This window comes from Pedobacter vanadiisoli, assembly GCF_042684385.1.
GTDB lineage: Bacteria > Bacteroidota > Bacteroidia > Sphingobacteriales > Sphingobacteriaceae > Pedobacter > Pedobacter vanadiisoli.
Map to the genome: position 1 here is coordinate 35,037 of NZ_JBHULL010000001.1, position 22,355 is coordinate 57,391.

Annotated in this window: 16 protein-coding genes; 8 read left to right on the forward strand and 8 right to left on the reverse strand. The window is 40.0% G+C overall.

Going from position 1 to position 22,355, the window contains the following annotated elements:
• Positions 1-1,368 (reverse strand): alpha-L-fucosidase, encoded by a 1,368-nt coding sequence (locus ACFSR6_RS00165; protein ID WP_379073565.1) that lies wholly within the window; start codon positions 1,366-1,368, stop codon positions 1-3.
• Between the two features lie 381 nt (positions 1,369-1,749).
• Between ACFSR6_RS00165 and ACFSR6_RS00170 the strand changes: the two genes are divergently transcribed.
• Positions 1,750-4,080 carry a glycoside hydrolase family 31 protein gene (locus ACFSR6_RS00170; RefSeq protein ID WP_379073566.1) on the forward strand — a complete coding sequence of 777 codons (2,331 nt, stop codon included), beginning with the start codon at positions 1,750-1,752 and terminating at the stop codon, positions 4,078-4,080.
• 196 nt (positions 4,081-4,276) lie between these two features.
• On the opposite strand, the gene ACFSR6_RS00175 is transcribed toward ACFSR6_RS00170, so the two are convergent.
• From ACFSR6_RS00175 to ACFSR6_RS00190, 4 genes are all read right to left on the reverse strand, one after another.
• On the reverse strand, positions 4,277-4,582 hold the full coding sequence (locus tag ACFSR6_RS00175) for a nuclear transport factor 2-like protein (protein ID WP_379073568.1): 306 nt from the start codon (positions 4,580-4,582) through the stop codon (positions 4,277-4,279).
• A 215-nt stretch (positions 4,583-4,797) separates the two neighbouring features.
• A complete protein-coding gene (locus tag ACFSR6_RS00180; RefSeq protein WP_379073569.1) occupies positions 4,798-6,057 on the reverse strand; it encodes a DUF2264 domain-containing protein in 1,260 nt (419 codons plus the stop codon).
• 9 nt (positions 6,058-6,066) lie between these two features.
• Complete coding sequence (locus tag ACFSR6_RS00185; RefSeq protein WP_379073571.1) at positions 6,067-7,263, reverse strand: glycoside hydrolase family 88 protein; 1,197 nt, start codon at positions 7,261-7,263, stop codon at positions 6,067-6,069.
• Positions 7,264-7,560: 297 nt separating this feature from the next.
• The gene (locus ACFSR6_RS00190; RefSeq protein WP_379073572.1) at positions 7,561-8,451 is read right to left on the reverse strand and encodes a LysR family transcriptional regulator; all 891 of its coding nucleotides are present in this window, start codon (positions 8,449-8,451) and stop codon (positions 7,561-7,563) included.
• Between the two features lie 93 nt (positions 8,452-8,544).
• Between ACFSR6_RS00190 and ACFSR6_RS00195 the strand changes: the two genes are divergently transcribed.
• The 7 genes from ACFSR6_RS00195 to ACFSR6_RS00225 all read left to right on the forward strand — a co-directional run bounded on the left by ACFSR6_RS00195 (position 8,545) and on the right by ACFSR6_RS00225 (position 19,131).
• Positions 8,545-9,267 (forward strand): class I SAM-dependent methyltransferase, encoded by a 723-nt coding sequence (locus tag ACFSR6_RS00195; protein WP_379073574.1) that lies wholly within the window; start codon positions 8,545-8,547, stop codon positions 9,265-9,267.
• 160 nt (positions 9,268-9,427) lie between these two features.
• The gene (locus ACFSR6_RS00200; RefSeq protein WP_379073575.1) at positions 9,428-10,837 is read left to right on the forward strand and encodes a S41 family peptidase; all 1,410 of its coding nucleotides are present in this window, start codon (positions 9,428-9,430) and stop codon (positions 10,835-10,837) included.
• A gap of 72 nt (positions 10,838-10,909) precedes the next feature.
• A complete protein-coding gene (locus tag ACFSR6_RS00205; RefSeq protein WP_379073577.1) occupies positions 10,910-11,500 on the forward strand; it encodes an RNA polymerase sigma factor in 591 nt (196 codons plus the stop codon).
• A 314-nt stretch (positions 11,501-11,814) separates the two neighbouring features.
• On the forward strand, positions 11,815-12,837 hold the full coding sequence (locus ACFSR6_RS00210) for a FecR family protein (protein WP_379073579.1): 1,023 nt from the start codon (positions 11,815-11,817) through the stop codon (positions 12,835-12,837).
• Between the two features lie 166 nt (positions 12,838-13,003).
• Positions 13,004-16,249, forward strand: a complete 3,246-nt coding sequence (locus ACFSR6_RS00215) for a TonB-dependent receptor (RefSeq protein ID WP_379073581.1) — start codon at positions 13,004-13,006, stop codon at positions 16,247-16,249.
• A gap of 383 nt (positions 16,250-16,632) precedes the next feature.
• Entirely contained in the window at positions 16,633-17,934 is a 1,302-nt protein-coding gene (locus tag ACFSR6_RS00220) for a hypothetical protein (RefSeq protein ID WP_379073583.1), read from the forward strand.
• A gap of 96 nt (positions 17,935-18,030) precedes the next feature.
• Positions 18,031-19,131 carry a hypothetical protein gene (locus ACFSR6_RS00225; protein ID WP_379073584.1) on the forward strand — a complete coding sequence of 367 codons (1,101 nt, stop codon included), beginning with the start codon at positions 18,031-18,033 and terminating at the stop codon, positions 19,129-19,131.
• A 127-nt stretch (positions 19,132-19,258) separates the two neighbouring features.
• On the opposite strand, the gene ACFSR6_RS00230 is transcribed toward ACFSR6_RS00225, so the two are convergent.
• The 3 genes from ACFSR6_RS00230 to ACFSR6_RS00240 form a co-directional block, all read right to left on the reverse strand.
• Positions 19,259-20,212, reverse strand: coding sequence for a phosphatase PAP2 family protein (locus tag ACFSR6_RS00230; protein WP_379073586.1), 954 nt, complete (start codon positions 20,210-20,212; stop codon positions 19,259-19,261).
• Between the two features lies 1 nt (position 20,213).
• Positions 20,214-20,834 carry a sterol desaturase family protein gene (locus ACFSR6_RS00235; protein ID WP_379073588.1) on the reverse strand — a complete coding sequence of 207 codons (621 nt, stop codon included), beginning with the start codon at positions 20,832-20,834 and terminating at the stop codon, positions 20,214-20,216.
• 228 nt (positions 20,835-21,062) lie between these two features.
• Complete coding sequence (locus tag ACFSR6_RS00240) at positions 21,063-22,352, reverse strand: DUF4833 domain-containing protein (protein ID WP_379073590.1); 1,290 nt, start codon at positions 22,350-22,352, stop codon at positions 21,063-21,065.
• Positions 22,353-22,355: the final 3 nt, after the last annotated feature.

The following is a 22,355-nucleotide window of genomic DNA, read 5'->3' on the forward strand; positions in this document are numbered from 1 at the left end:
CTATTTGTTTTTTGTTTTTAATAGCAATGTGCTTACTACCGGATCTAATTTTACCCCAGCAAGGTCAAGCGTGATACCTGTTGCATCCTGCTGAAATTTAACTTTTTCACCATTTAGTACAGAACATGCTGTAACTGTCTGCTTAATTGCCGGTAATTTAATGGTAGATCCTTCAGGAGCTTTCAACAAATGGATATATATGTTATTGCCTTTGTGTGTAGCACCATATAAACCATCAACAGGCTGAAAAGGTCCCGGACGTGTTCCGTATATTCCTTCGCCATTTTTAGCTAACCATGCGCCTACTTCTTTCAACCGCTCTACGTGGGTAGGTGGAATAACACCATCAGGGTCTGGCCCAACATTTAACAACATATTTCCACCACGGTCAACTGTATTCACCAGCATATCGATAACCCGTTTCAAAGGCATTAAATTCTGTGCTTTGTTGTAGCCCCAGCTTGTTTCATTAAGGTTCAGGTTTTTTTCCCAAGGAAAAGGAATAATAGGCCCTTTAACATCCCCGCCACCCTCGTCGGTCTGGAAATCACCAACCATTCCAGATCTGGGGTTAATCACTACATCAGGATTATAGCGGCGTACCATTGCATTAAGCTTTAGCGGTTCCCAGAACCATGCGGCATCTGCATCACTACCCTTATGGGCTAACCAACCACCATCGTACCACAGAATATCTACTTTGCCATAGTTTTTCATGAGCTCTTCTACCTGCCCATAAGTCTGTTTTTTAAGCAGTGCTGCATTTTCAGGAAGTCCTTTAGGGTCAAAATAACCGGGAAAGCGCCAATCAAGCGGGGAGTAATAAATACCCACATAAAGACCTGCCTTACGGCATGCATCGGTATACTCTTTTACAAAATCGCGATGAGCGGCCGTTTCCCAGCTGTTAAAGTGCTTATAGCTTGAAGGACTGTTCCAAAGGGCAAAACCATCGTGGTGCCTGGCAACCATTACCATATATTTCATTCCGGCTTCTTTCGCCACCTTTGCCCATTCTGCACCGCTAAAATGTTTCGGATTAAACTGATTAGCTAATTTTGCGTATTCATCTGCCGGTATTTTTTCATTAAACATGGTCCACTCGCCACTGGCGGGGATGGCATATAAACCCCAATGTATAAACATCCCAAATTTCTGATCTTCCCACCATTTCATCTTTTCGGGCGGAAGATTGGAACCGGGACCCGATACGCCTTCGCCTCCTCCCTTTAATGAGGGATAGATTGCCCCCTTCTCCATTGATTTTTTTTCTGCTTCGCCCATCACCTGGCTCTTTACAGCCATAGAATAACTCACGAATGTTAATACAAGCCCGGTTACGGCAATTTTTATTTTTTGGTTAAACATAATCGATATTAGAAATTTAATAGTTTACTTAATGACCAACATTGTCATATTTTTTTTATAAGGTTTTTGGCAACAACATGTTGCTCAGGTTGTTTTTGGTTAGCTGATTACACGAAATTAGATAAATTTCTGATTTACCGAAAGTCTCGCAAAAGATAAACGTCATAAATACGTTAAAAAGTTTACGAGATTATTTTTTTATTTAACAAGTGTTATTACATTCGCATAGTTGATCTGTTGATAACCAAACACAAAACAAGTTATATCAACCTGATTTTCAAGGCAAAAAAAAACCTCATTAATTTACCACCAAGGGTGATACCAGCCCCTATTACTTACCATGTCCGGTAAAATAAAATCACCAGGCAAATTGTATTAAATATGAAAAGAAAATTTACTGCCATTGTTATACTATTTTTAACCGCCCACATTTCCCTGTATGCCCAGTCTTTTCAAAAGACATCACAAGGCATCCATGCCCTTATCCAATCAATGGACGTAGAGATAAGTTTTTATTCACCATCTATTGTACGCGTTTTTAAAAGGCCGGAAGGTAACCAACAAAAAAAAGAAAGCCTATCCGTTATAAAACTCCCTGAACAATTAAAACTTGATGTTAAGAATAAGGAGCAGCATGTAACCATTAGCAGTAAATTGATATCTGTAACGGTTAACCTAGAAACGGGAAAAGTTTTATTTGAAGCCCCGAATGGAAAGGAGTTATTTACAGAAAAAGACTATGGCACCCAGTTTACTGCAATAAACGATGCAGGAAATGCAACCTACAAGGTTAAGCAGGCTTATTTATTGGACAATGATGAAATTATTTATGGACTTGGCCAGCAACAAAACGGAAAATTGAACCAAAGAGGACAGAAATTATCACTCAAGCAGGAAAACATGAAAGTTGCCGTACCTTTTTTCCAGTCGGTTAAGGGATACGGCATTTTTTGGGACAATTACTCGCCAACTATTTTTGCGGATAACGCACAAGAAACTTCATTTGATTCGGAAGTGGCAAACTGTGCAGATTATTATTTTATGTTTGGTGGAGGCGGTGATGGCGTGGTTGCTCAAATGCGCGAACTTACAGGACAATCTCCTATGATGCCATTATGGTCATTCGGCTTTAACCAATCACGCGAGCGTTATAAAACCCAGTTTGAACTTGTTGATGTGGTAAAAAAATACAGATCGTTAAAAGTACCCCTTGACGGCATTGTACAAGACTGGCAATATTGGGGGAAAGACGATAATTGGAACGCCATGAGTTTTGACCCGACTAATTATCCAAAACCGCAGGCAATGGTAGATAGTGTGCATCAGCTTAATGCCCATCTTTTTATTGTTTCGTGGCCAGGGTTTGCACCAAAAACACCTCAATACCAAGAATTTAACTCAAAGAACATGTTGATTAACTTCGATACCTGGCCACCGAAAGCAAATACCAAACCTTATGATGTATACAATCCTGCTGCCCGAAACATTTACTGGAACTATTTAAGTAAAGGCATATTCTCGTTGGGTATAGATGCCTGGTGGCTCGATTCGACCGAACCAGACCATATTAATGTTAAGGAGAAAGACTTCGATCAGCCTACTTTTCTGGGCAGTTACCGAAGCGTGCAGAACGCTTTCCCACTTCAACACACCGGGGGTGTATATACCCATCAAAGAGCAGTAAGTAACAATAAACGCGTGCTGCTGTTAACAAGGTCGGCATTTGCAGGTCAGCAAAGATACGCAGCAAATACCTGGAGCGGTGATGTTGGTTCCAATTGGCCTACCCTGAAAAAACAAATACCAGCAGCCTTAAACTTCTCGTTAAGTGGCTTACCTTACTGGAACGGAGATATTGGTGGCTTTTTTGCCGGTGCTTTTGTGAAGGGGGGTGGCGCAAAAAATCCCGATTTTCAGGAGTTATATACCCGCTGGATGCAGTTTGCAACCTTTACCCCGATGATGCGTTCGCACGGCACTGATATACCAAGAGAAATATATCAGTTTGGCAAAAAAGGAGATCGGGTATTCGATATCCAGGAGAAATTTATCAACCTCCGTTACCGCTTACTGCCATATACTTATGCAACTGCATGGGCAGTAACGCATCATGCAGGATCGATTATGCGACCGCTATACTCGCAATTTCCGAATGATCCTGCCGGTTTTGAAAACAGCTCGGAATATATGTATGGAAGTTCGTTTCTGGTTGCACCGGTTACCGATAAGGGTGTTGCAAACCAGGAAATATACCTCCCATCAGCCAGTAAATGGTTCGATTTCTGGACAGGTGAAATTTTTACCGGCGGCCAGACGGTTAAGCGTGAAACACCGATGGAGATTATACCAATTTACGTAAAAGCTGGCTCAATTGTACCCTGGGGGCCGAAGGTACAATACGCAACAGAAAAGAAATGGAATGACCTCGATATCCGCATATACCCTGGCGATAACGGAGATTTTGTTTTGTATGAAGATGAAAACGACAATTACAACTACGAGAAGGGAGAATTTTCAGAAATCCGTTTTAAATGGAACGATGCCTCAAAAACACTTACTGTTGAAGATAGAAAAGGACAGTTTAAAGGCATGTTGGGCAAGCGGAAATTTAACATTGTGGTGGTCAACAATCAAAACGGGATAAACACTGATCATCAAACCATTAACAAATCATTCAATTATAGTGGACATAAAATTGCTGTTAAACTTTAAGCAAAAAAAGAAACAATAAGTGCCTGTAAACATTTATCAGCTAAAATAAACCCATAGGCAAAGGGAAAGAAATATCTCTAAGGCAGCGTCAATGCCGCTGCCTTAGGTTATGACCAATACCTGATGACTTTAATACTTTTATAATTTCAGGCCGAACGGTATGGAACCTGATAGTCTGCCGGCCATCTGATTTTGCTTAGCTTACCAAGAAACCATCCTCCTGCGCCTGATCAGCAGAAAAAATTTCTACATTGCAGATTTTACCATTCTCAACTGTGTAAATATCGGTATTGTAAACATCGAGTTTTTCTCTGCCATCCAGTGCAATACGCACGCAGCCAGGTTGCCCGTTTAAGCAAATTGAATGATAAGCATCCAGCCTTAAGGTGTTACCTGAAATCTCGAACATCTTACCTACCATCCCGAATACCTCCCGCTGTGAACCTTTTAACCCCGAGATCTCCTTGTTGCCAGGCTGCGACCAATTTACTTCGGGAGACAACAACTGGCCAATTTTTTCAAGATCGATTGCTTTAACCGAGGCCCAAGCATTCTGTCTCTGTTTGTTTAAACGATGGACAGGAAAGGCGCCCAGCGATTATCAAAAAAAGTACAAATCCCGTAGTAAAAATTCTAATCAAAAAGCGCAAAATGAAAACAAATATCCTGGCATTTCCAGCTGGATTTAACTTGCTGTATCGCTCTTTCTAAATAAGGTTAAAAATCTACATGATAATCTTTAGGGAAGGGTTTTGCTGCCCAGGCTTTTTTCGATGTCCATTCTGCCGGAGGTGCTGCCCAAAATTCGTCGGTAGCTGGTAAGCCTAAGGGCAGGAATGATAAGGTAGCCATGTACAAACTGCCTGTAGAAGTATAATAATCAGCTATTTCAGGGTCATGGCCGCAAAAGCCAAGCTGTAACCATCCTTTTGAATCAAAAGTTCCGGGTAAGTTATAGATATTCTGTTTAACCCTGGTTAAGGCAGAACGTACCTGTGCAGGTTGAATAGTGGCTGGTAATTTATGCATAAGCGCTATTTGACTTAACGCCTGGAAAGCACCTGTTCTATAGGTAATGGATCGTCCAATTGGCGGGTAGGTACCCTCTGGCGAAATCATTCGTTCCTGCCCTACTACGTAACGCTGCATCCTCTTCAGGGCAAGATCATACCGTTCTTTTTTGATTAGCTTTTTATCAAGCATCACTGCAAGTGTATCAACCATCATCGGGTGGATGACAAAAGAATTGTAATAATCGAAAGCCATGTTTACGCCATCTCCATACCAGCCATCCCCTTTATACCATGAATTTAATGTATCTACACCTTCATTTAAGCGGCCTTCATCGTACTGTTCACCTATGGATAACAAAAAAGCTTCAGTAATGGAACCAAACAACAACCAGTTATTTCTAAAAGGCTTTCTGTTTCTCAATGATTTAAATGATGCAATAATTTCGCGTTTAGTTTCGGGTTTCAAAGGCTCCCACAGTGCTTTAGGCGCCCTTAAAAAAGTTTGCGCCAGGTAGGCAGAATCTACAATGGGCTGATAATCTTTGCTAAAATTTAATTTATCGGGGCTATTGGCTGCAAAGCAGCTATCCAGTCCCTGAATGGCCTGTAACCTGAATTTGCTTCTTAAAACGCCTTCAGCGGTGTTATCGTCAGGTAGTGCAAGCCATGGTGCAATTCCGGCATAGGTACGGCCAACAGCTTCTAAATACGAAACGGCCGGTGTGCGTGAGTCGAATTTCGGCGCGGTAACCACTGGCATATTTTTAATTAGTGTTCCATTCGCTAAATTGGAAACAACGGGGCTGGCAATTTTATATAGCAGCTTATACCAATATTCCCTGTCGTTTGTTGATTGATCTCTTGCAACGTCACTGATTTTTGTTGCTGATAAAACTTCGTTAGAATTAAATAATCCTAATAAGCCGGTTAACGACAAGGCTCCTATAAATTTTCTTCTTTCCATTTTTGTATATTATAAGTACCAGTTTTTATAACGCATTAGTGCTTCGAGATAATAATAATCGGCATAACTAAGCGGAACGTCGACTTCTGATTTGAGTGGTAAAGCGCCTGTACTGTGCATGAGTAAAAAACCGCCGTTTTCGCCTGGCTTTGCACAATATGCGTAGGAAGAAAGTGAAACAATCATCTTTTTTGCTTCGCTTACATATAATTTCCGTTCACTTTTTGTTGCATATTGTCCCAATTCCAACAAAGCAGAGGCAATAACCGCAGCGGCGGAGGCATCGCGATAGGCACCTGGAATGTTAGGCGCATTAAAGTCCCAATAAGGAACCTGGTCGGCAGGCATGTTCGGATTATTGAGTATAAATTTAGCGATGTTTTTTGCCTGTTTAAGGTAATTTTGGTTCCTGGTAAAACGGTACATCATCGTATAGCCGTATAATCCCCAACCCTGCCCCCTGCTCCAGGCCGATTCGTCAGAGGCACCCTGGGCGGTCCCCCTTTTAAGTACTGTGCCCGTATTCATATCGTAATCTACTACATGGTAAGAGCTATAATCTGGCCTGAAATGATTTTTAAGCGAAACATTGGCATGATTGATAGCTATTTCTTTGTATTTCGGATCTCCGCCATGATCAGACACCCAGGCAAGCAACTCCAGGTTCATCATATTATCAATAATAACCGGGCCCTTCCATTGCTTATTGCTGTTCCACGATTGAATTACTTTAGCACCCGGACGGTAGCGGGTGGCAAGCGAAGCTGCAGCAGTATCAATAGTGGGTTTATAGCTGGCATTCCCCGTAATGCGGTAGGCATTTCCGAAACTACAGAACATCATAAAACCTAAATCGTGGTTTCCGGTATAATGTTTCTCTTTCTCTAATATGGCCAGGCGTTTTTCGGCTTCTTTTAAGGTGCCTGAATCCCTCGTATATTCGTAAATATATAATAGCGAACCCGGGTAGAAACCGCTGCACCACCACTTGGTATCGCTGGTTTCCAGCTTATTCGTTTTTGCATAATAAGTTTTTGGCATACGGTCTGCCGGTGTATTTTTGGCCAATACGCGATATTGTTTCAGTGCAAATTCAAACTGCTTGTCGAGCAGGTTTTTCATTGCTTTTTTTTCATCAGTTAATTGTTGTGCCTTAGCCATTATTACTGTAGCTATAAAACTTATGCCGAGCAATAACTTCTTCATCGTTTAGGTAAATTTGTATAATACATTCTTATATTAAGCCTTAACAGGCTCTTGATTGTTGATTTGGGCAAATTTGTATTTTTACAAGTTTAAAAAGGGTGAAAATTATAAAGGATAAGGTAGAAAATCGGAAATTAACCGCCTTTTAAGGTGTAATTACGTATCAATGTGTTTACATTCGATGTTTCAGGCAATAGAATGTTCGTTTCAAGAAACAATACACCAGTTTTTCTGCAGTATTTTTGAAATATGTAAAACTGACATTCCCTTTTAGGAGAAATCAGCTGATGTTGATCATCAAAGGTTATTTTTTAATGCGGCATAATGTTTAATAAACCAGGCCAATGCAGGATTTTTATTCGATTCTTTATAAGCCAGTACCACCTCGGTGTTAACCGGGATAGCCTCAAATTCGATAAAAGCTACTTTTAACTGTTCATATTGCCTTTTTAACGATAAAGGTAAAATAGATACACCCAGGCCCGCTTCTACCAACTGTAATATGGAGTGTACGTTATTGGCCTCATGGGTAATGTCTGGGCTAAAGCCCATTCGGTGACAGATCTCGATCAGTTTCTGGTTATATTGGGGTGCAAAATCTTTATTAAAGAAGATAAACGGACTTTTCTTCAAAAAATCGGCAAGTTCATCCTGGTTATTAATTTTTTGTTCTGTTAAAGGAACAACCACCACAAAAGGATCAAAAAACAACGATTCTACTTTTAATTGTTCTGATATAACAGGTGCCCTTAAAATACCCACATCTAAAGTTCCATGTTCTAACTCTTTAATCTGGGTAAGCGTAGGTACTTCGAACAAACTCGTCTTGAGATAAGGAAATTCCCGGTGCATTAGCTTTAAAATTTCTGCGAGGTGCGATTGGTAAACGGAACTGATATAGCCGATTTTTAATTCGCCGCTAACTCCGCCGTGGATCTTACGAACAACCTCTTTGTTTTCTTCCAGTTTGGCAAATAAGGCAGCTACTTCAGCCTTAAAATACTTTCCTGCGTTTGTTAACGTAACCCGCTTATTATTCCTTACAAACAGCTCTGCACCAAGTTCTTCTTCCAGTTCTTTAATCTGCCTGCTCAAAGGAGGTTGCGAAATAAAAAGTTTGGCTGCTGCTTTGGTAAAATGAAGCTCCTCTGCAACGGTTTTAAAATATAATAAATGTCTTAGTTCCATTTTAATAATACCTAAAAAGTATCAAATTATGCAATAATTGATATTTTACAAATATGATAAACAGCCCTAACTTTACGAAAAAAAATTAAAGCAATGCATAAAGATTATTCGCGTAAGGCAACAAATGAAGAAATCAAAACCAGGTTTGATAACGACGTTGAACGTTTCTCAAACTTAGAAAGCGGTCAGCAAACTACTATAGATGCACCCCTAACCATGGAGCTTTGTACAGGTGCAGCTGAATGCGTTAACCCCAATGCAAAAGAACTATTGGATATTGGATGTGGCGCAGGCAATTACACGCTAAAAATGCTCAGTAAGATCCCGAACCTTAACTGCACACTTAACGATCTGAGTTTACCGATGTTGGAACGTGCCAGGAGCAGGGTATCAGCACAAACTACCGGAAAAATAACAATTATACAGGATGATATGCGCAACCTTAATTTGCCCGATAACCATTTCGACATTATACTTGCTGCAGCAACCTTCCATCATTTACGTACCGATTCCGATTGGGAACTCGTTTTTACTAAAGTTTACCGCGCTTTAAAACCAGGAGGCAGTATCTGGATTTCAGACCTTATTGCGCACGATTCGGTATTGATCGATAACCTGTTTCGAAATCATTATGGGGCCTACCTTGAAACATTGGGTGGTGAAGCATACAAACAAAAGGTATTAGACTATATTGAATATGAAGATACCCCACGTTCTTTAAACTATCAATTGGCCTTGCTACAAAAAGTTGGATTTAGTGCTACCGAAATCCTGCACAAAAACTCCTATTTCGCAGCATTTGGTGCCATAAAATAAAAATTATGCCCGGTTATAATAACAATATGCCGGGCATAATCACTGCTAAGCTTAAAAATTGATGATTTTAAAGCCAGATGCCATAAATAAAATCCACCTTTAAAATTAATACCGGGTTAACAATAGTAGTTTTAAGTTTGTCGTAAAATCAGGAAAGGCGATGACAAACCCCATAATCCACTCAAAAATAACAATTTACAACTTCATTTATTTTGTATTTCTTTTTTTTGCCGTTCTGTCGTCCTGCAAAAAGGGCAATAAAAATCCTGATTATCCCATTGGGAGCAATGAGCACATTAATACCTGGATACTCGATAGCCTTAAACGCTACTATTATTGGAATGAGCAATTACCCGCTAATCCCAACCTTAGTTTACCGCCAAAAGATTTCTTTAATGCCATCCGCAATTTATCCGATCGTTTTTCCTATATCAGTATTCCTAACGATCCCACTACTACAGTACCCAGCAATAGAAATTTCGGCTTTGATTATGTAGTGTTAAGCGACCAAAACAGTACAAATGTTATTGGGGTTATTAAAGTGGTACTAAAAGATTCTCCGGCCTCAAGGGCTGGTTTAAAACGGGGTGATTACATCAGTAAAATTAACGGCAAAACTTTAACCGCCACCAATGCGCAGGCTTTACAAACCGAGATTTTAAGCAGCGACCGCTTTTCTTTAGGTTTAACTGAGCTGGTGAACAATATCTGGACAGATACCCGCACTGTTGAGTTAAGTAAAGGGATTATACTCGACCAGCGTGAAATCAGCAAGGTAATAGAAAGCGACGGAAAAAAAATCGGCTACCTGTATTTTCTCGATTTTAATGGGGGTTTGGCCAGTTCGCTCATTCCTGTTTTTAGTAATTTTAAAGCTGAAGGTATATCTGAACTTATCCTCGATCTCCGTTATAATGCAGGTGGCCAAGTGGCAGAAGCTGCCGGTGTATGTGCCATGATTGCTAAAAATATATCGTTCGATAAACCATTTATTACTTACAGAGGCAATAAAAACGGAGGTACTAAAACCGAATCAATTGGTATTGCGGCAACTTTCGATGGCACCGTGAATTTTAATACGCTCCTCCAACAAAATCTTGGCCTAAGCCGGGTTTATATCTTATCAACAGCCGCTACAGCATCGGCATCCGAAGTCATGATCAATAATCTTAAACCTTTTATCCAGGTGGTATTAATCGGCGAAAAAACCAGAGGGAAAGATGAAGCTTCTTTTAGGATATTTGATGCCCGGCGACCTAAACTGGTAAACTGGGAAATGCACCCTATCGTTTATAAACTTTTTAATGCGATGGGAAGCGGAGGGTACAGTGCAGGGATCAACCCTGACATCACCGTCAACGAAATGAGTAGCCTGCCCCTGCTTCAGCCAGGTGATGCTGCAGATCCGTTGATAAAAGCGGCAATTAACACGGTAACAGGTAAAGCCATCAAAACTTCGGTTGCGTCAACTAATTTCACTACTGAAAGTTTCCGGGCCAACCGTATTTTAATGGATTCGAGGGCACAATCTGCTCAACAAAGTACTGTAATTGCTCACCGATTAAGATAATAGAAAAGGTTTTCATTCTGTTAACATTAACTTTAAACGCGACCACTAACTTGCCTCCCATAACCGGTACTTATGGAACAGTTGGAAGATTTTAAAAATGCAAAACTCCTCAATGCAGTAAAAACTGGCAACTCAGCTGCTTTTAATGAAATTTACCACCAGTACCACAAAAAAATATATGGTTATGCTTATCATTTCACCCGGGGCAGAGAAGAAGCGGAAGAACTTACCCAGGATGTTTTTGTGAGGCTCTGGGAAAACAGGTCGAAGATCGATCCGGAAAGAAATTTTGATGCCTTTCTTTATACCCTGATCCGCAATAATTTCCTCTCCACACTCCGTAAAAAAGCCAGAGAAAAAGCTTATAGCAACGAAAACCTTAAGCAAGAGCAGTCTTTTAATGCCATAGAAGACGAACTTAATGCCAAAGATACCAGACAGATTGCCCAAGAGGCAATAGAAAGCCTTTCTCCCCAGGTAAAAAAAATATACCTGATGAGTAGAAATGACCACCATACGCATGAAGAAATATCGCAATTGATGGGCATTTCCAAAAACACGGTAAACAATCACCTTAAAAAATCGCTTGGAATTATGCGTAAGTACTTTAGAACATATTCTCCGGAAACGATACTATCTTTTATATTGATCATGTTTTGTTGATGGGTTAAGGTGGTGTGTTAAGATAAGCCTCTCGATATCATTTTCCGTTTTCCATCTTCCGTTTTCCGTTTTCCATCATTAAGAAGTTAAGCACATTAAGGTTTTTAGCAAGCCCGGGTGGCCTGCCTTCCTGTACTTATTACAGTTTTCATTTTGCGTTATTCTATTGTAAACTACCTGTTCATTCCCTCTTACATCATACATTTTCCGTTTTTCATAATTTCTTTAAAAAAAATTTCACTTTCCAATAGCTGTATGCAAAGTTTCGTGCATATATACAGTAGCGCGCAGCATAAAAGCTCAGAAACGTTAAAGTGAAAGAAAACATTAAAATACTATTTGAACATTATTTAGCGGGTAAAACTAGTCTGGAGCAAGAAAAAATCCTGATGGACTACCTGGCCGATCCGGCAAACGCCGATAGCGAGTTTCACGATGTAATGGAAAAGGCTTGGGCAGAGCAGGCAAGTGAATCCGATTACTCTGCGACTGCTGTTGGTGGACTGGCAGCGCTATGGGAAAAAATAGAAGAACGCCAGCCAAAAAGCAGGTCACTCTTCCCGCTCCTAAAGTATGCCGCAGCAATTGTGGTCATCATTTCTGCGTCGCTTGGCTGGTATGCCTATAAGAAAGCACAGCAACCTATACAAACAGGTATTTCCTTTTTAAGTAAAAGCACTCAAAAAGGTGAAAAAGTAAAGTTAATCCTGCCCGATAGCTCTATCGTATACCTCGGTGCGGGCAGTAAGCTTACCTGGCCGTCGCACTTTGTTAAAGGAAGCTTAAGAAATATCCGGTTGGAAGGCGAAGCATTTTTTGAAGTAAAACATGATGCCTCCAGTCCTTTTATCGTACACAGCGGGCACATGCTGACCAGGGTTTTGGGTACTTCATTTAACATTTATGCTTATCCAAAAGACGGGACTTTCAGTGTGGCCGTACGTACCGGTAAGGTAAAGGTTTCGGAGAGCAGTGAAGGAAAATTAAAACAACTTTCGCTCCTTACCCCCGGAATGAAATTATTATACCATTTAAAAGCGCGCGATTATGCGATCAGTAACGAGCGCATTACTGAAGTTAATGCGTGGATTAAAAACAGCTTTGCCTTTAAAGATATAAGCCTTCCGAATATGCTCAAATCTCTGGAAAGGTATTACAACGTGCATTTCGAATTAAAGGCCCATAAATTAGATCAATGCAGGTTTAATGCCACATTTACGAATAAAAGCATTGGCGAAGTAATGGAAGAAATCCGCGTAATGAGCGGCAAAAAGATGAAATATAAAATAAACGCTGCGAACAAAACAATTACCGTATGGGGGGAGGGCTGTCAATGATGAGTTAGCCATATGCTATAGCGCTAAAAAAGCGCAGTAAATCGGATTTATACCTATGAAAAATAAATTAAACCTCTTAACACAAATAAGGAGCCGGATTGCTCGAACAATCCAGCTCCTAAACAAAAGTTTTTAACCCGTGAGAATTAAAAAACGTCTTGAACCTATGAAAATAGGATTTTATGAATATATAAAAGAATATATTATCAATTTCGGTTACCGGCCGGCAGCATTTACATTGCTGCTATGCGGTTTTTTGTTTAACCAGACCGTGGCTAAAAGCTTTGCGCAAACGTCTGAAGAAAATAATGTAAGCATCAAAATAGCCGGACTAAGCATCTCGGATGCCCTTAGTCTTTTAGAAGAAAAAGTGGGCTTTTCTATTAATTATAACCGGTCTATTTTTAACGAAAACAGTAAAATAAGCCTTGAGGTAAAAAATATGCCGCTTGAGTTGGTCCTGAAAAAAATACTTTCGGGAACCCGGGTAACCTACCGCTTTGCTGATACGCATACCATATTGCTTTACAAACTCCCTGATCCGGTGAAACCGGGAAGAATAGCAGGAAAAGTGTTTGACGAAAAAGGCGAAACCCTGCCTGGTGCATCTATAAAAATTATAGAGACCGGTAAAGCCACACAAACGGCCAGCGATGGCAGCTTTACTTTGGTAGCCGATCCGGGTAAATACACCATAGAAATCAGTTATGTTTCTTTTAATACCCAGCGCATTAGCGATGTGGAAGTAAAAGCCGATAAAAGCACGCCACTTAACATCGCCCTTAAACCAGATGCAACAGGCCTGCAGGATGTTGTGGTAACCGCCAGTTACAAAAAAGCTTCGGTTGAGGGTTTACTGGCCCGCCAGAAAAATGCCTCTGAAATCAGTAACGGAATCAGTGCTGAACAGATTTCGAGAACACCAGATAAAAATATCGGTGAAAGTTTGAAACGCATTAGCGGGGTAAGCTCGGTAGATAATAAAATGGTTTTGGTTCGCGGAATAGGCGAACGTTACAATACCGCCCAACTGGATGGAATTACCCTGCCCAGTACCGAAGCACAAACCCGTAACTTCTCCTTTGATTTAATTCCATCAAGTTTGGTTGATAACGTGGTGGTTAGTAAAACAGTTACACCTGATATGAACAGCAGTTTTGGTGGTGGTTTAATACAGATCAACACCAAAGATATACCTACCGAAAACTTCATGGGCTTTACTGCAGGTGCTTCATATAACGATCAAAGTACCGGTAAAGATTTTTTAAGCCATAAACGTGGTAAATATGATTATTTCGGCTTTGATGATGGCCGGAGGAAATTTCCGACTGGTTTAGAACAAACGGAGCGTACTACAGCGCCCAACAATACCCTAACAGATGAACAGTATCAGCAAAAGCTGATTGCCCAAAGTCAAAAATTTACCAATGATAATTTTACGATGTACAAATATAAAACCGCCCCATCTCAAAATTATCAGTTTACCATGGGTAGAATAATCGGGATTGATACCGCAAATAATAAAAAACTGGGGTTTACCACATCTTTAAGTTACCGCAATAATCAGAACATTAACACCATCGAGCAGCAAATAAGAGGTGAATGGAATGTTAACACCCCAAACTCCGGTGCGAAATACCTGTTCAACACTACTCTAGCCGCCATGCTGAATGTGGGTTTACAACTTAATAAAAACAGGTTTAGTTTCCGCAATACCTATACGCACATTTATAATAATGATTTGGTAAGAACCATAGGTTACGATGCCGATAATGGATTCGAATTCTTTACCAAGGGTATAAAACCAAATGCCATTGTAGAAGCAGATGACCCTACCTACACCGACCTGTTACAGAATAAACTAAACGGGCAGCACCAGGCGGGTAAAGTAAAGCTCGAATGGAATTTATCGCGTACATCGATAGACCGTAAAGAGAAAGACCTGAGTATTGCTACGCAGAATTTGCAGCAATTTGGTAATGATTACGAATATTTTTATCAGGCAAGCGGGCAAAGGGAGGGCTATATTAAACCTACCTCACGGCATAACTACAGCAATAATGAACACCATTTTGCCTGGAGTAGCGATGCCAGTATGCCTTTTAAAATTGGTCCGCTAAATAACACCATAAAAACGGGTTATTTTGGCATACACAAAGAAGGATCATTAACCTGGGAAATCGCATCACTTGTTCGCAGCGCAACAATACCCGATAGCCTGAAGTACATTCCTATCAGCCAAATAATCGATCCAGCCAAAATTGGCAATAATGGCTACAACTATTTTATTAACCCTTATTTTTTAAATGGCTATAAAGGAAAAAGCATTACCCAGGCAGGTTATGTGATGCTCGACAACCGCCTTGCAGAAAAATTACGCCTGGTTTGGGGGCTAAGGGCCGAATATTATAAATATACTGAGCTGCGTAACGACCTGAACGTTAGGGGGACAAGTAGCTTTGTGCTTCCGGATGAAAAAAAATGGCGCTGGTTGCCGTCAGCTAACCTTACATATAGCCCAGCAAAAGAAATTAACATCAGAGCGGCCTTTTCAAACGCCGTAGTAAGACCCGAATTAATGGATAATAGCCAGTTTTTCAGGTACGACCCAATGTTCGATGCCCAGTTTGGTAACGAAGGATTGGCCAGTACACAAATTAAAAATTACGACCTTAAAGTAGAGTGGTTTCCGGGCCTGGGGGAAATTATTTCGGCAAGTGCCTTTTATAAAAAGTTCGACCAACCGGTTGAAGTAGTTTACAGCATTTCGAATGGCGGCGGTTTTTATTATATCAAAAACTCTGATGAAGCCAAGGTTTACGGAGTAGAACTGGAATTAAGGAAAAATCTGGGATTTTTTACCAGCAATCCCCTATTATCGCGGTTAACACTTTACGGTAACCTCACACTACAAACAGCTAATGTTGTTGGAACCTACGAAGCTACAGGTGCCAACGGTGAGAGTATTACGGTAAGTTCCAAAGCCAAGAGAAACATGTATGGGCAGGCACCTTATCTTATTAATGCGGGTTTACAATATTTAGATGAGCATTTTGGTTTTAATGTGGCCTATAATAAATCGGGGCGTAAAACTACATTGGTTAGTCCGGAATTGAATAACATCGAATATGAAAACCCACGCGATCAGATTGATGCGCAGATCAGTTATAAGTTTTATAAAAACAGGTTCGAAGTAAAGTTAAACGCGGGTAATTTACTCAATAAAGCTTCATTGATTTATAGAAATACAGGGAGTTACGAAGCTAATCCCGATTACCAGCCGGGCTCTGATTACAGTAATAAATTGCGTCTAAAGCCTGGTTTTACCAATAATCTGGAAGATGGAGACCAAATCATGTTTTCGCAAAAATTTGGCCGTACCTACAGCACTTCCATTACCTATAATTTTTAAACCCGACCATGAAAAACAGCTTCAATAAGGTTACACCATTTAGCAAGAAAGGAGGAAAATTATTTCCTGCATAGCCATAAAAAAACGAAAGGTTGTACCAGAACCCTTCGTTTAAACCGATCATTTCTAGCAGAACGGCCTATCAGGATCAACCTGAATTATTTAAAAATTACTGTTAAAAACCAAGGGTAGCTAACAGGTTTACTTAGTTAAATCGATATGAATTACTAAGATATAAAAAAACATAACATTTAGGTATAAACATGCTTTTATTTCCTTAAAAACATTGGATAATTGGCCAGTTCGCCTGAATGACTTTGAAAAAATCAACCTGAAAAAACATGGATCCTACCTATAAGATCCTATGAAAAACAAAAATGAAAATGAAAAATTTCAAAAACTTAATCGGTCTTTTATCAATTGTTGCTGTTTCATTTACAGCTTGTAAGAAAAACGAAGGTGGTGCTGATGCATTCGGTAACCGCAGCACTTCTGCAGCAGATTATTCACAATCATCCTTGCCAGTTGTGGCCGTTAGCGGAGACATTACCAGCTCTGTTACCTGGACAGCAGGAAACGTTTATGAATTAAGTGGTGTAGTAACCGTTAGAAACGGTGCAACTCTAACTATCCAACCAGGTACTTATATCAAAGCATCGGTAAATACTCCGGGTGTACAAAATGGTGTATTGGTTGTTGCTAAAGATGGTAACATCAATGCAGCAGGTACGGCTGAAAACCCAATTGTATTTACCAGCCGTTACCTTTTAGATGGTGATGCCAGCACAACCGGTAAACCAGGCGATTTAGGTGGTGTAATTATTTTAGGTAATGCTAAAATCAACGTTGGCGATAAACTGATTGAAGGTTTAGCAGATGATCCTAAATTCCACTACGGAGGTACAAATGACGAAGATAACCGTGGTACTTTCAAATATGTACGTATTGAGTATGCAGGTTTCCAACTGGCTCCAAACATCGAAGTTAATGGTTTAACTTTAGGTGGTGTTGGTAACGGTACTACTATCGATCACGTACAGGTTTCTTATGGTTTAGATGATGGATTCGAATTTTTTGGTGGTACAGTTAGCCCAAGCAATTTAATTGCTTTAGCTTCTGACGATGATCAGTTTGATTTCGATAATGGTTTTACCGGAACATTGACTGATGCAGTAGCTATTGCTGACAAAAATTCTACACACAGCACAAGCGGTGGTAACAGCGATTCAAATGGTATCGAATCAGATAACAATGCACCAGCTGAAGATGCAACCTTTAGCTTAACGCCTAAAACACACCCAACTTTAATTAACGTAAGCATCTTCGGAACTGAAAACACCAGCGGTATTTCAGGTTTAGGTTACCGTAATGGTATCCGCGAACGCAGAGGTTCTGAGGTTGACTTAATTGATGTAATTGTATCTGGTTATAACACTGGTATCGCTTTCGATGCAGATGCTCCTGCAGGTGTTTCCAGTATCAGCACTACGTCTGTTCATGGTTTCGTTAACGCAATCACTACAGCATCTGGCACTTACGTTGATGGTGGCGGTAACTCATTGGTTGTTAATGCTAGTAACGCAAGCGCTTTTGGTGTTAGCCAACCATGGTACAACACACCAGGTTCTCCGGCTACAGTTACTTTACCAAGCTGGGCAGCTGGTTGGTCAAAACTTGTATTCTAATTTTTTCTCTCTTAACAGAAAGAGGCTATACCCTAAGGGTATGGTCTCTTTATTATAAAAAACACAGAGCTGTTTTTCATTGTAATACCCTTTTTTATGAAACTAAAAATTTTTACCCTTTTCTTAATTTCTGCTATTACGACTTTAAGTTTATCTTGTCGCAAAGCAGAACTTCTCCAGCCGGAAACCACTAAAGTTGTCCAGTTAAACATCACTGGCACTACTGATGTTGACCTGGAATACCTGTATAGAGACAGTATTATAGCCAATACCAAGGCAGGTACAGGTGGCATCAGTGTAAAAACCCTGCTTGCTATACAAGATCAGAACTCCACCTTAAAAATCAGAAATAAGGCTACTGCCGAAATATTACTGACCAAAACGATTACTGCAACCCCATTTGATCAAAACATCAATGTTTTTTACGATGGTAAAAAAATATACAATAATGCCATTTCATTGCAGTTTAAGGGTTATGCACTATCCGGCGAACTCGAGTTCTTACTAGATGGAAATTTATTATTTTCGGCAACAGGTGCCGTAAACAAACCCTATTCCATCCTTATTGATAAGGGCACCACAAGAGAAATTTCGATCAGAAAAAAGGGGGAAACTGCCATTTTGTTAACCAAAACAATCGAATCAACAATAGCCCAACAAAATATCGGTTACTTTTTTGACGGCACTAAATTAGTAGATAATGTAAAACTCGATCTTCCTGTTAATCCAGCTAATATGATGCTGACCGCTAAGTTTGAAACCACTTTCCCAAATCAGTTTAAAAATGTAGATGTAGATCTTATTTTTTACACCAGGCTTAAAACCGCATCAAACACAACGGTTGGCTCAAAAGTATTGCCTGAGATCAGGTTTACCTTACCAAAAAGTGGCTCATTCAATTCGATAGAACTTCCACCCTTACCTGGCCCGAATTATATTTACAGCTTTGATATAGTAGAAAAAGGTACCAATAATGATCCCTATAATTCAGGCTCTCCGTTAGTATTAGCAGGTTATACACTTAAACCCAATGAAGGCAGGATTACGAGTGCATTTGCTGATAACGGAATTAATTTTGAAGCCGGAAAATCAAAATTATTTGTCATTACTGATGCCAGGACTATAGTTACTTCGCCTGCAAGAAACGTTTATGTATCTGGTGGAAGATTAACTGATCTTTCACAGTATTTTCAATAAGATTTACAATCATTACACGGAAATAAGGGAAAACCAAAGCGCACTGCAACAGGTATTCCCCTTTTTCCTTTATTATAATCTGCCTGAATCGGCCTTATTTGCGGATCTTTATATAACCCGGTTATTTTTATAATTGGGCCTTACCGTCAATAGCACGTATCAAACTCGTTATCAAACGCTTAAACCTAGCATAATGCATTAACCTACGGAAAGAAACAATCCCCAGAAATGCACAGGTTATTCCGGCCAGCACATCAAGCATATAATGATGACTGGTATAAACTGCCGAAAACCAGATTCCGAGCATTACGGTAAAAAAGAAAATATTAATTTTTCCCAGGCGGTTTTTGAGCCCGTAATAAACCACAATAACGGGATATGAGGAGTGCAATGATGGCATAGCAGCAAATACATTAGAGCCTTTGCTATATATCCCTTGAAAAAGCGTAATGCCAAAATAATGGTCGAAACGGGCCAATCCGGCAGTATTGCCTGCTGTTTTGGCGATAAATTCGAAGCCATGTTCCTGCACATACCAGGGTGGCGCTGCCGGGAAAGCATAGTACACCACAAAGCCCAATAAATTTACCCAAACAAAAGTGAGCGAAAACTGAACAAACTGTTCTTTATTCTTAAAGAAAAGATAGGTAGCAAATGCCAAAGGAACGGGTACCCACATTAAATAGAAAAAGCCTGTCAATACATCTAAAAATGCAGTACTGTTGATCTTCCAATACTCATTCGGGGTAAGTATTAGCCCATGATAATGAACACCAAACAACTCTTTTTCAAGCGTATACAGATCTCCAATATGCACCTGATTAAAAAGATAGTTTGGAAAGGCTTTCATATAATCAAACAGGATCCAGTATACGATGAAGATCGAAAAACCGAGGATAAAGCGTCTTGTTCCCCTGGAGATAAAGAATAAAGTATTAAAGATAAAAATCAGTACCAGCTGATCGGTTTTAAAACCGACCAGTAATACCGATAACAACAGATATCCAACAGATATCGCAACCGTTAGATAAATATTCCGGATATTATAAAAACTGTTGTTAAGCAATAATTCTTGCTGCATGTTATTTTTTATCAAAATTAGACCTAAAAACATGGTCCCAAAAAGTCCAGCTTACTCCATAACCCTTGGTCGAATCAGAATAGTGATGAAGCATATGGTGTTGCTTTAACTTTTTCCAGAAGCCGCTTTTAAAATTAGCATGGTGTAGAGCGTAATGCACCATATCGTAAAACAGATAACCGATTATAAAGCCCGAGAAAAATGGATAAACCATTGTATCAGGCAATAACCAGTCGAAAAGAAAGTAAAAACCCAAAGCCATAGGGATGCTGGCCGAGGGTGGCATCACCAATCTTTTGGCATCATTAGGGTAATCGTGATGTACCCCATGAAAAATAAAGTGGATTTTTTTGCCCCACTCTGCATCTGGTTCGAAATGAAAAACATAACGGTGCAGCACATATTCGGTAATGGTCCAAATGCCAAGACCGAGCAAAAACCACCCTGCAAAACTTAAAACGGGCATTTCTATCTCCCAAAATGCTTTCCAAAAAAGAAAAACTATAACCGGAACATACACAATCAGCGGTACATAAAATTGAACTTTTGATAAACTTTCCAAAAAGTCGTTCTTAAACATCCTGATGGATGCGGTGGAATTTGAAACAAAATTCTTTTTCATTTGATCATATTTTTTAACTGGTCTTCGACCCCGCTATCATTTAATCGTCATCCTGAACTTGTTTCAGGATCTTTCTCATCAAACAGGTTTGTTACTCTAAACACAATGTCTTCGACCCCGCTCAAAAATGAAGGATTCCAGTAGAAACAGTCGTCATTCCCGCGCAGGCGGGAATCTTAAAGCTTATGGCATTACGATTCCCAATCAAGTTGGGAATGACGATCTATCTTAAACCTTAATCCTTTCAACTAACACTTTTGAAGGTTCCGCAGCATCAAAGCCTTTTATTTCTACATATTTTACATTCGGAAACCAAAAGGTGCCTCCCTCAATCCGGAGGAATATCCGTTCTATCTGCATTTTTTTATTATTGATGGTCGCAAAAACATGGTATTTTTTATCTGCAGCAGATTTATTCAGGTACATAGGCAGTTTTTTATGCGAGGTAAACCGAAGTTCGAACTGATCATTTCCGAGGTTTTTGCTGATGATGCCATAAGCAAATTTGCGTTGGATATAACTCAATTCTTTCTTCTCGCCTTTATCTCCATAACGCATCCAAAACACATTTACAGGCTGATCCTTATTCACTACACCATGTTTATCTACATTTAATTGACAAATGATGGTATTGGTATTCGGATCGCGCTGTAAATAAAACAATTGATTGCTGATATCTTTTGGTGTAGGAAAAGTAATCGGAGAAGGATCTGAGCCCTGTGCGCTTGCACTAAAGGAAAGTGCTCCGGTTAAACTTCCCATTAATACCAAACCAGCAATTAATGCAGCCTTGTTATTTCCTTTTCTTTCGTTAAATTCTTGCGCTTCCAGGGCTTTTTTTGCTTCCTGTAAACGTTTAACAGCTGTAATATTGGTTAAAACGGCCATTACCGTTATGGGCATGGTAAAAATCGACATGGTTTCGAATACATGGAAAGAAATCCCTGGCGCATAAACCTTGTAATCGCCACCAATAAAGTGACCGGCAATGCCGCAGGCAATGGCAAAAACGCCGATAGTTACCACACGCTCTGGCCGTTGCATTAGACCTCCCTTACATTCCACCCCTAATCCCTCGGCTCTTGCACGGGTATAACTCACCATCATAGAACCGATGAGCGCAATAAAAGCAAACAGCGAACTCAGAAAGTAATGATGTGCAACAAGGTAATAACAAATGCCTAAAAACATAATCATTTCGCTGTAGCGGTCGAGTACGGAATCGTACAGGGCTCCAAATTTCGAGCTCATGTTGCCTAAACGTGCTACCTGACCATCGAGCATATCAAAAAGACCAGCAAAAAGTACCAGCGCACCTCCCCAGCCAATGTAAGACATATCGCCCCGGTTCGATTTTTCGGCACCGAGCACAAAAATTACGGCCACGCCAATATTCAGGATCAGACCGATGGTGGTTACCGCATTAGGTGTTAAGCCGATTTTAATTAACCCCTTTACAAAAGGATTAATTACCTTATATATGCCTTGTTGCAGACTGTCCCTTAATTTAGTTTTCATAGC

Coding starts and splice junctions, on each gene's coding strand:
- ACFSR6_RS00165 (WP_379073565.1), bottom strand. CDS start 1,368: ATGTTTAACCAAAAAATAAAAATTGCCGTAACCGGGCTTGTATTAACA.
- ACFSR6_RS00170 (WP_379073566.1), top strand. CDS start 1,750: ATGAAAAGAAAATTTACTGCCATTGTTATACTATTTTTAACCGCCCAC.
- ACFSR6_RS00180 (WP_379073569.1), bottom strand. CDS start 6,057: ATGGAAAGAAGAAAATTTATAGGAGCCTTGTCGTTAACCGGCTTATTA.
- ACFSR6_RS00185 (WP_379073571.1), bottom strand. CDS start 7,263: ATGAAGAAGTTATTGCTCGGCATAAGTTTTATAGCTACAGTAATAATG.
- ACFSR6_RS00190 (WP_379073572.1), bottom strand. CDS start 8,451: ATGGAACTAAGACATTTATTATATTTTAAAACCGTTGCAGAGGAGCTT.
- ACFSR6_RS00195 (WP_379073574.1), top strand. CDS start 8,545: ATGCATAAAGATTATTCGCGTAAGGCAACAAATGAAGAAATCAAAACC.
- ACFSR6_RS00200 (WP_379073575.1), top strand. CDS start 9,428: ATGACAAACCCCATAATCCACTCAAAAATAACAATTTACAACTTCATT.
- ACFSR6_RS00205 (WP_379073577.1), top strand. CDS start 10,910: ATGGAACAGTTGGAAGATTTTAAAAATGCAAAACTCCTCAATGCAGTA.
- ACFSR6_RS00215 (WP_379073581.1), top strand. CDS start 13,004: ATGAAAATAGGATTTTATGAATATATAAAAGAATATATTATCAATTTC.
- ACFSR6_RS00220 (WP_379073583.1), top strand. CDS start 16,633: ATGAAAAATTTCAAAAACTTAATCGGTCTTTTATCAATTGTTGCTGTT.
- ACFSR6_RS00225 (WP_379073584.1), top strand. CDS start 18,031: ATGAAACTAAAAATTTTTACCCTTTTCTTAATTTCTGCTATTACGACT.
- ACFSR6_RS00230 (WP_379073586.1), bottom strand. CDS start 20,212: ATGCAGCAAGAATTATTGCTTAACAACAGTTTTTATAATATCCGGAAT.
- ACFSR6_RS00235 (WP_379073588.1), bottom strand. CDS start 20,834: ATGAAAAAGAATTTTGTTTCAAATTCCACCGCATCCATCAGGATGTTT.
- ACFSR6_RS00240 (WP_379073590.1), bottom strand. CDS start 22,352: ATGAAAACTAAATTAAGGGACAGTCTGCAACAAGGCATATATAAGGTA.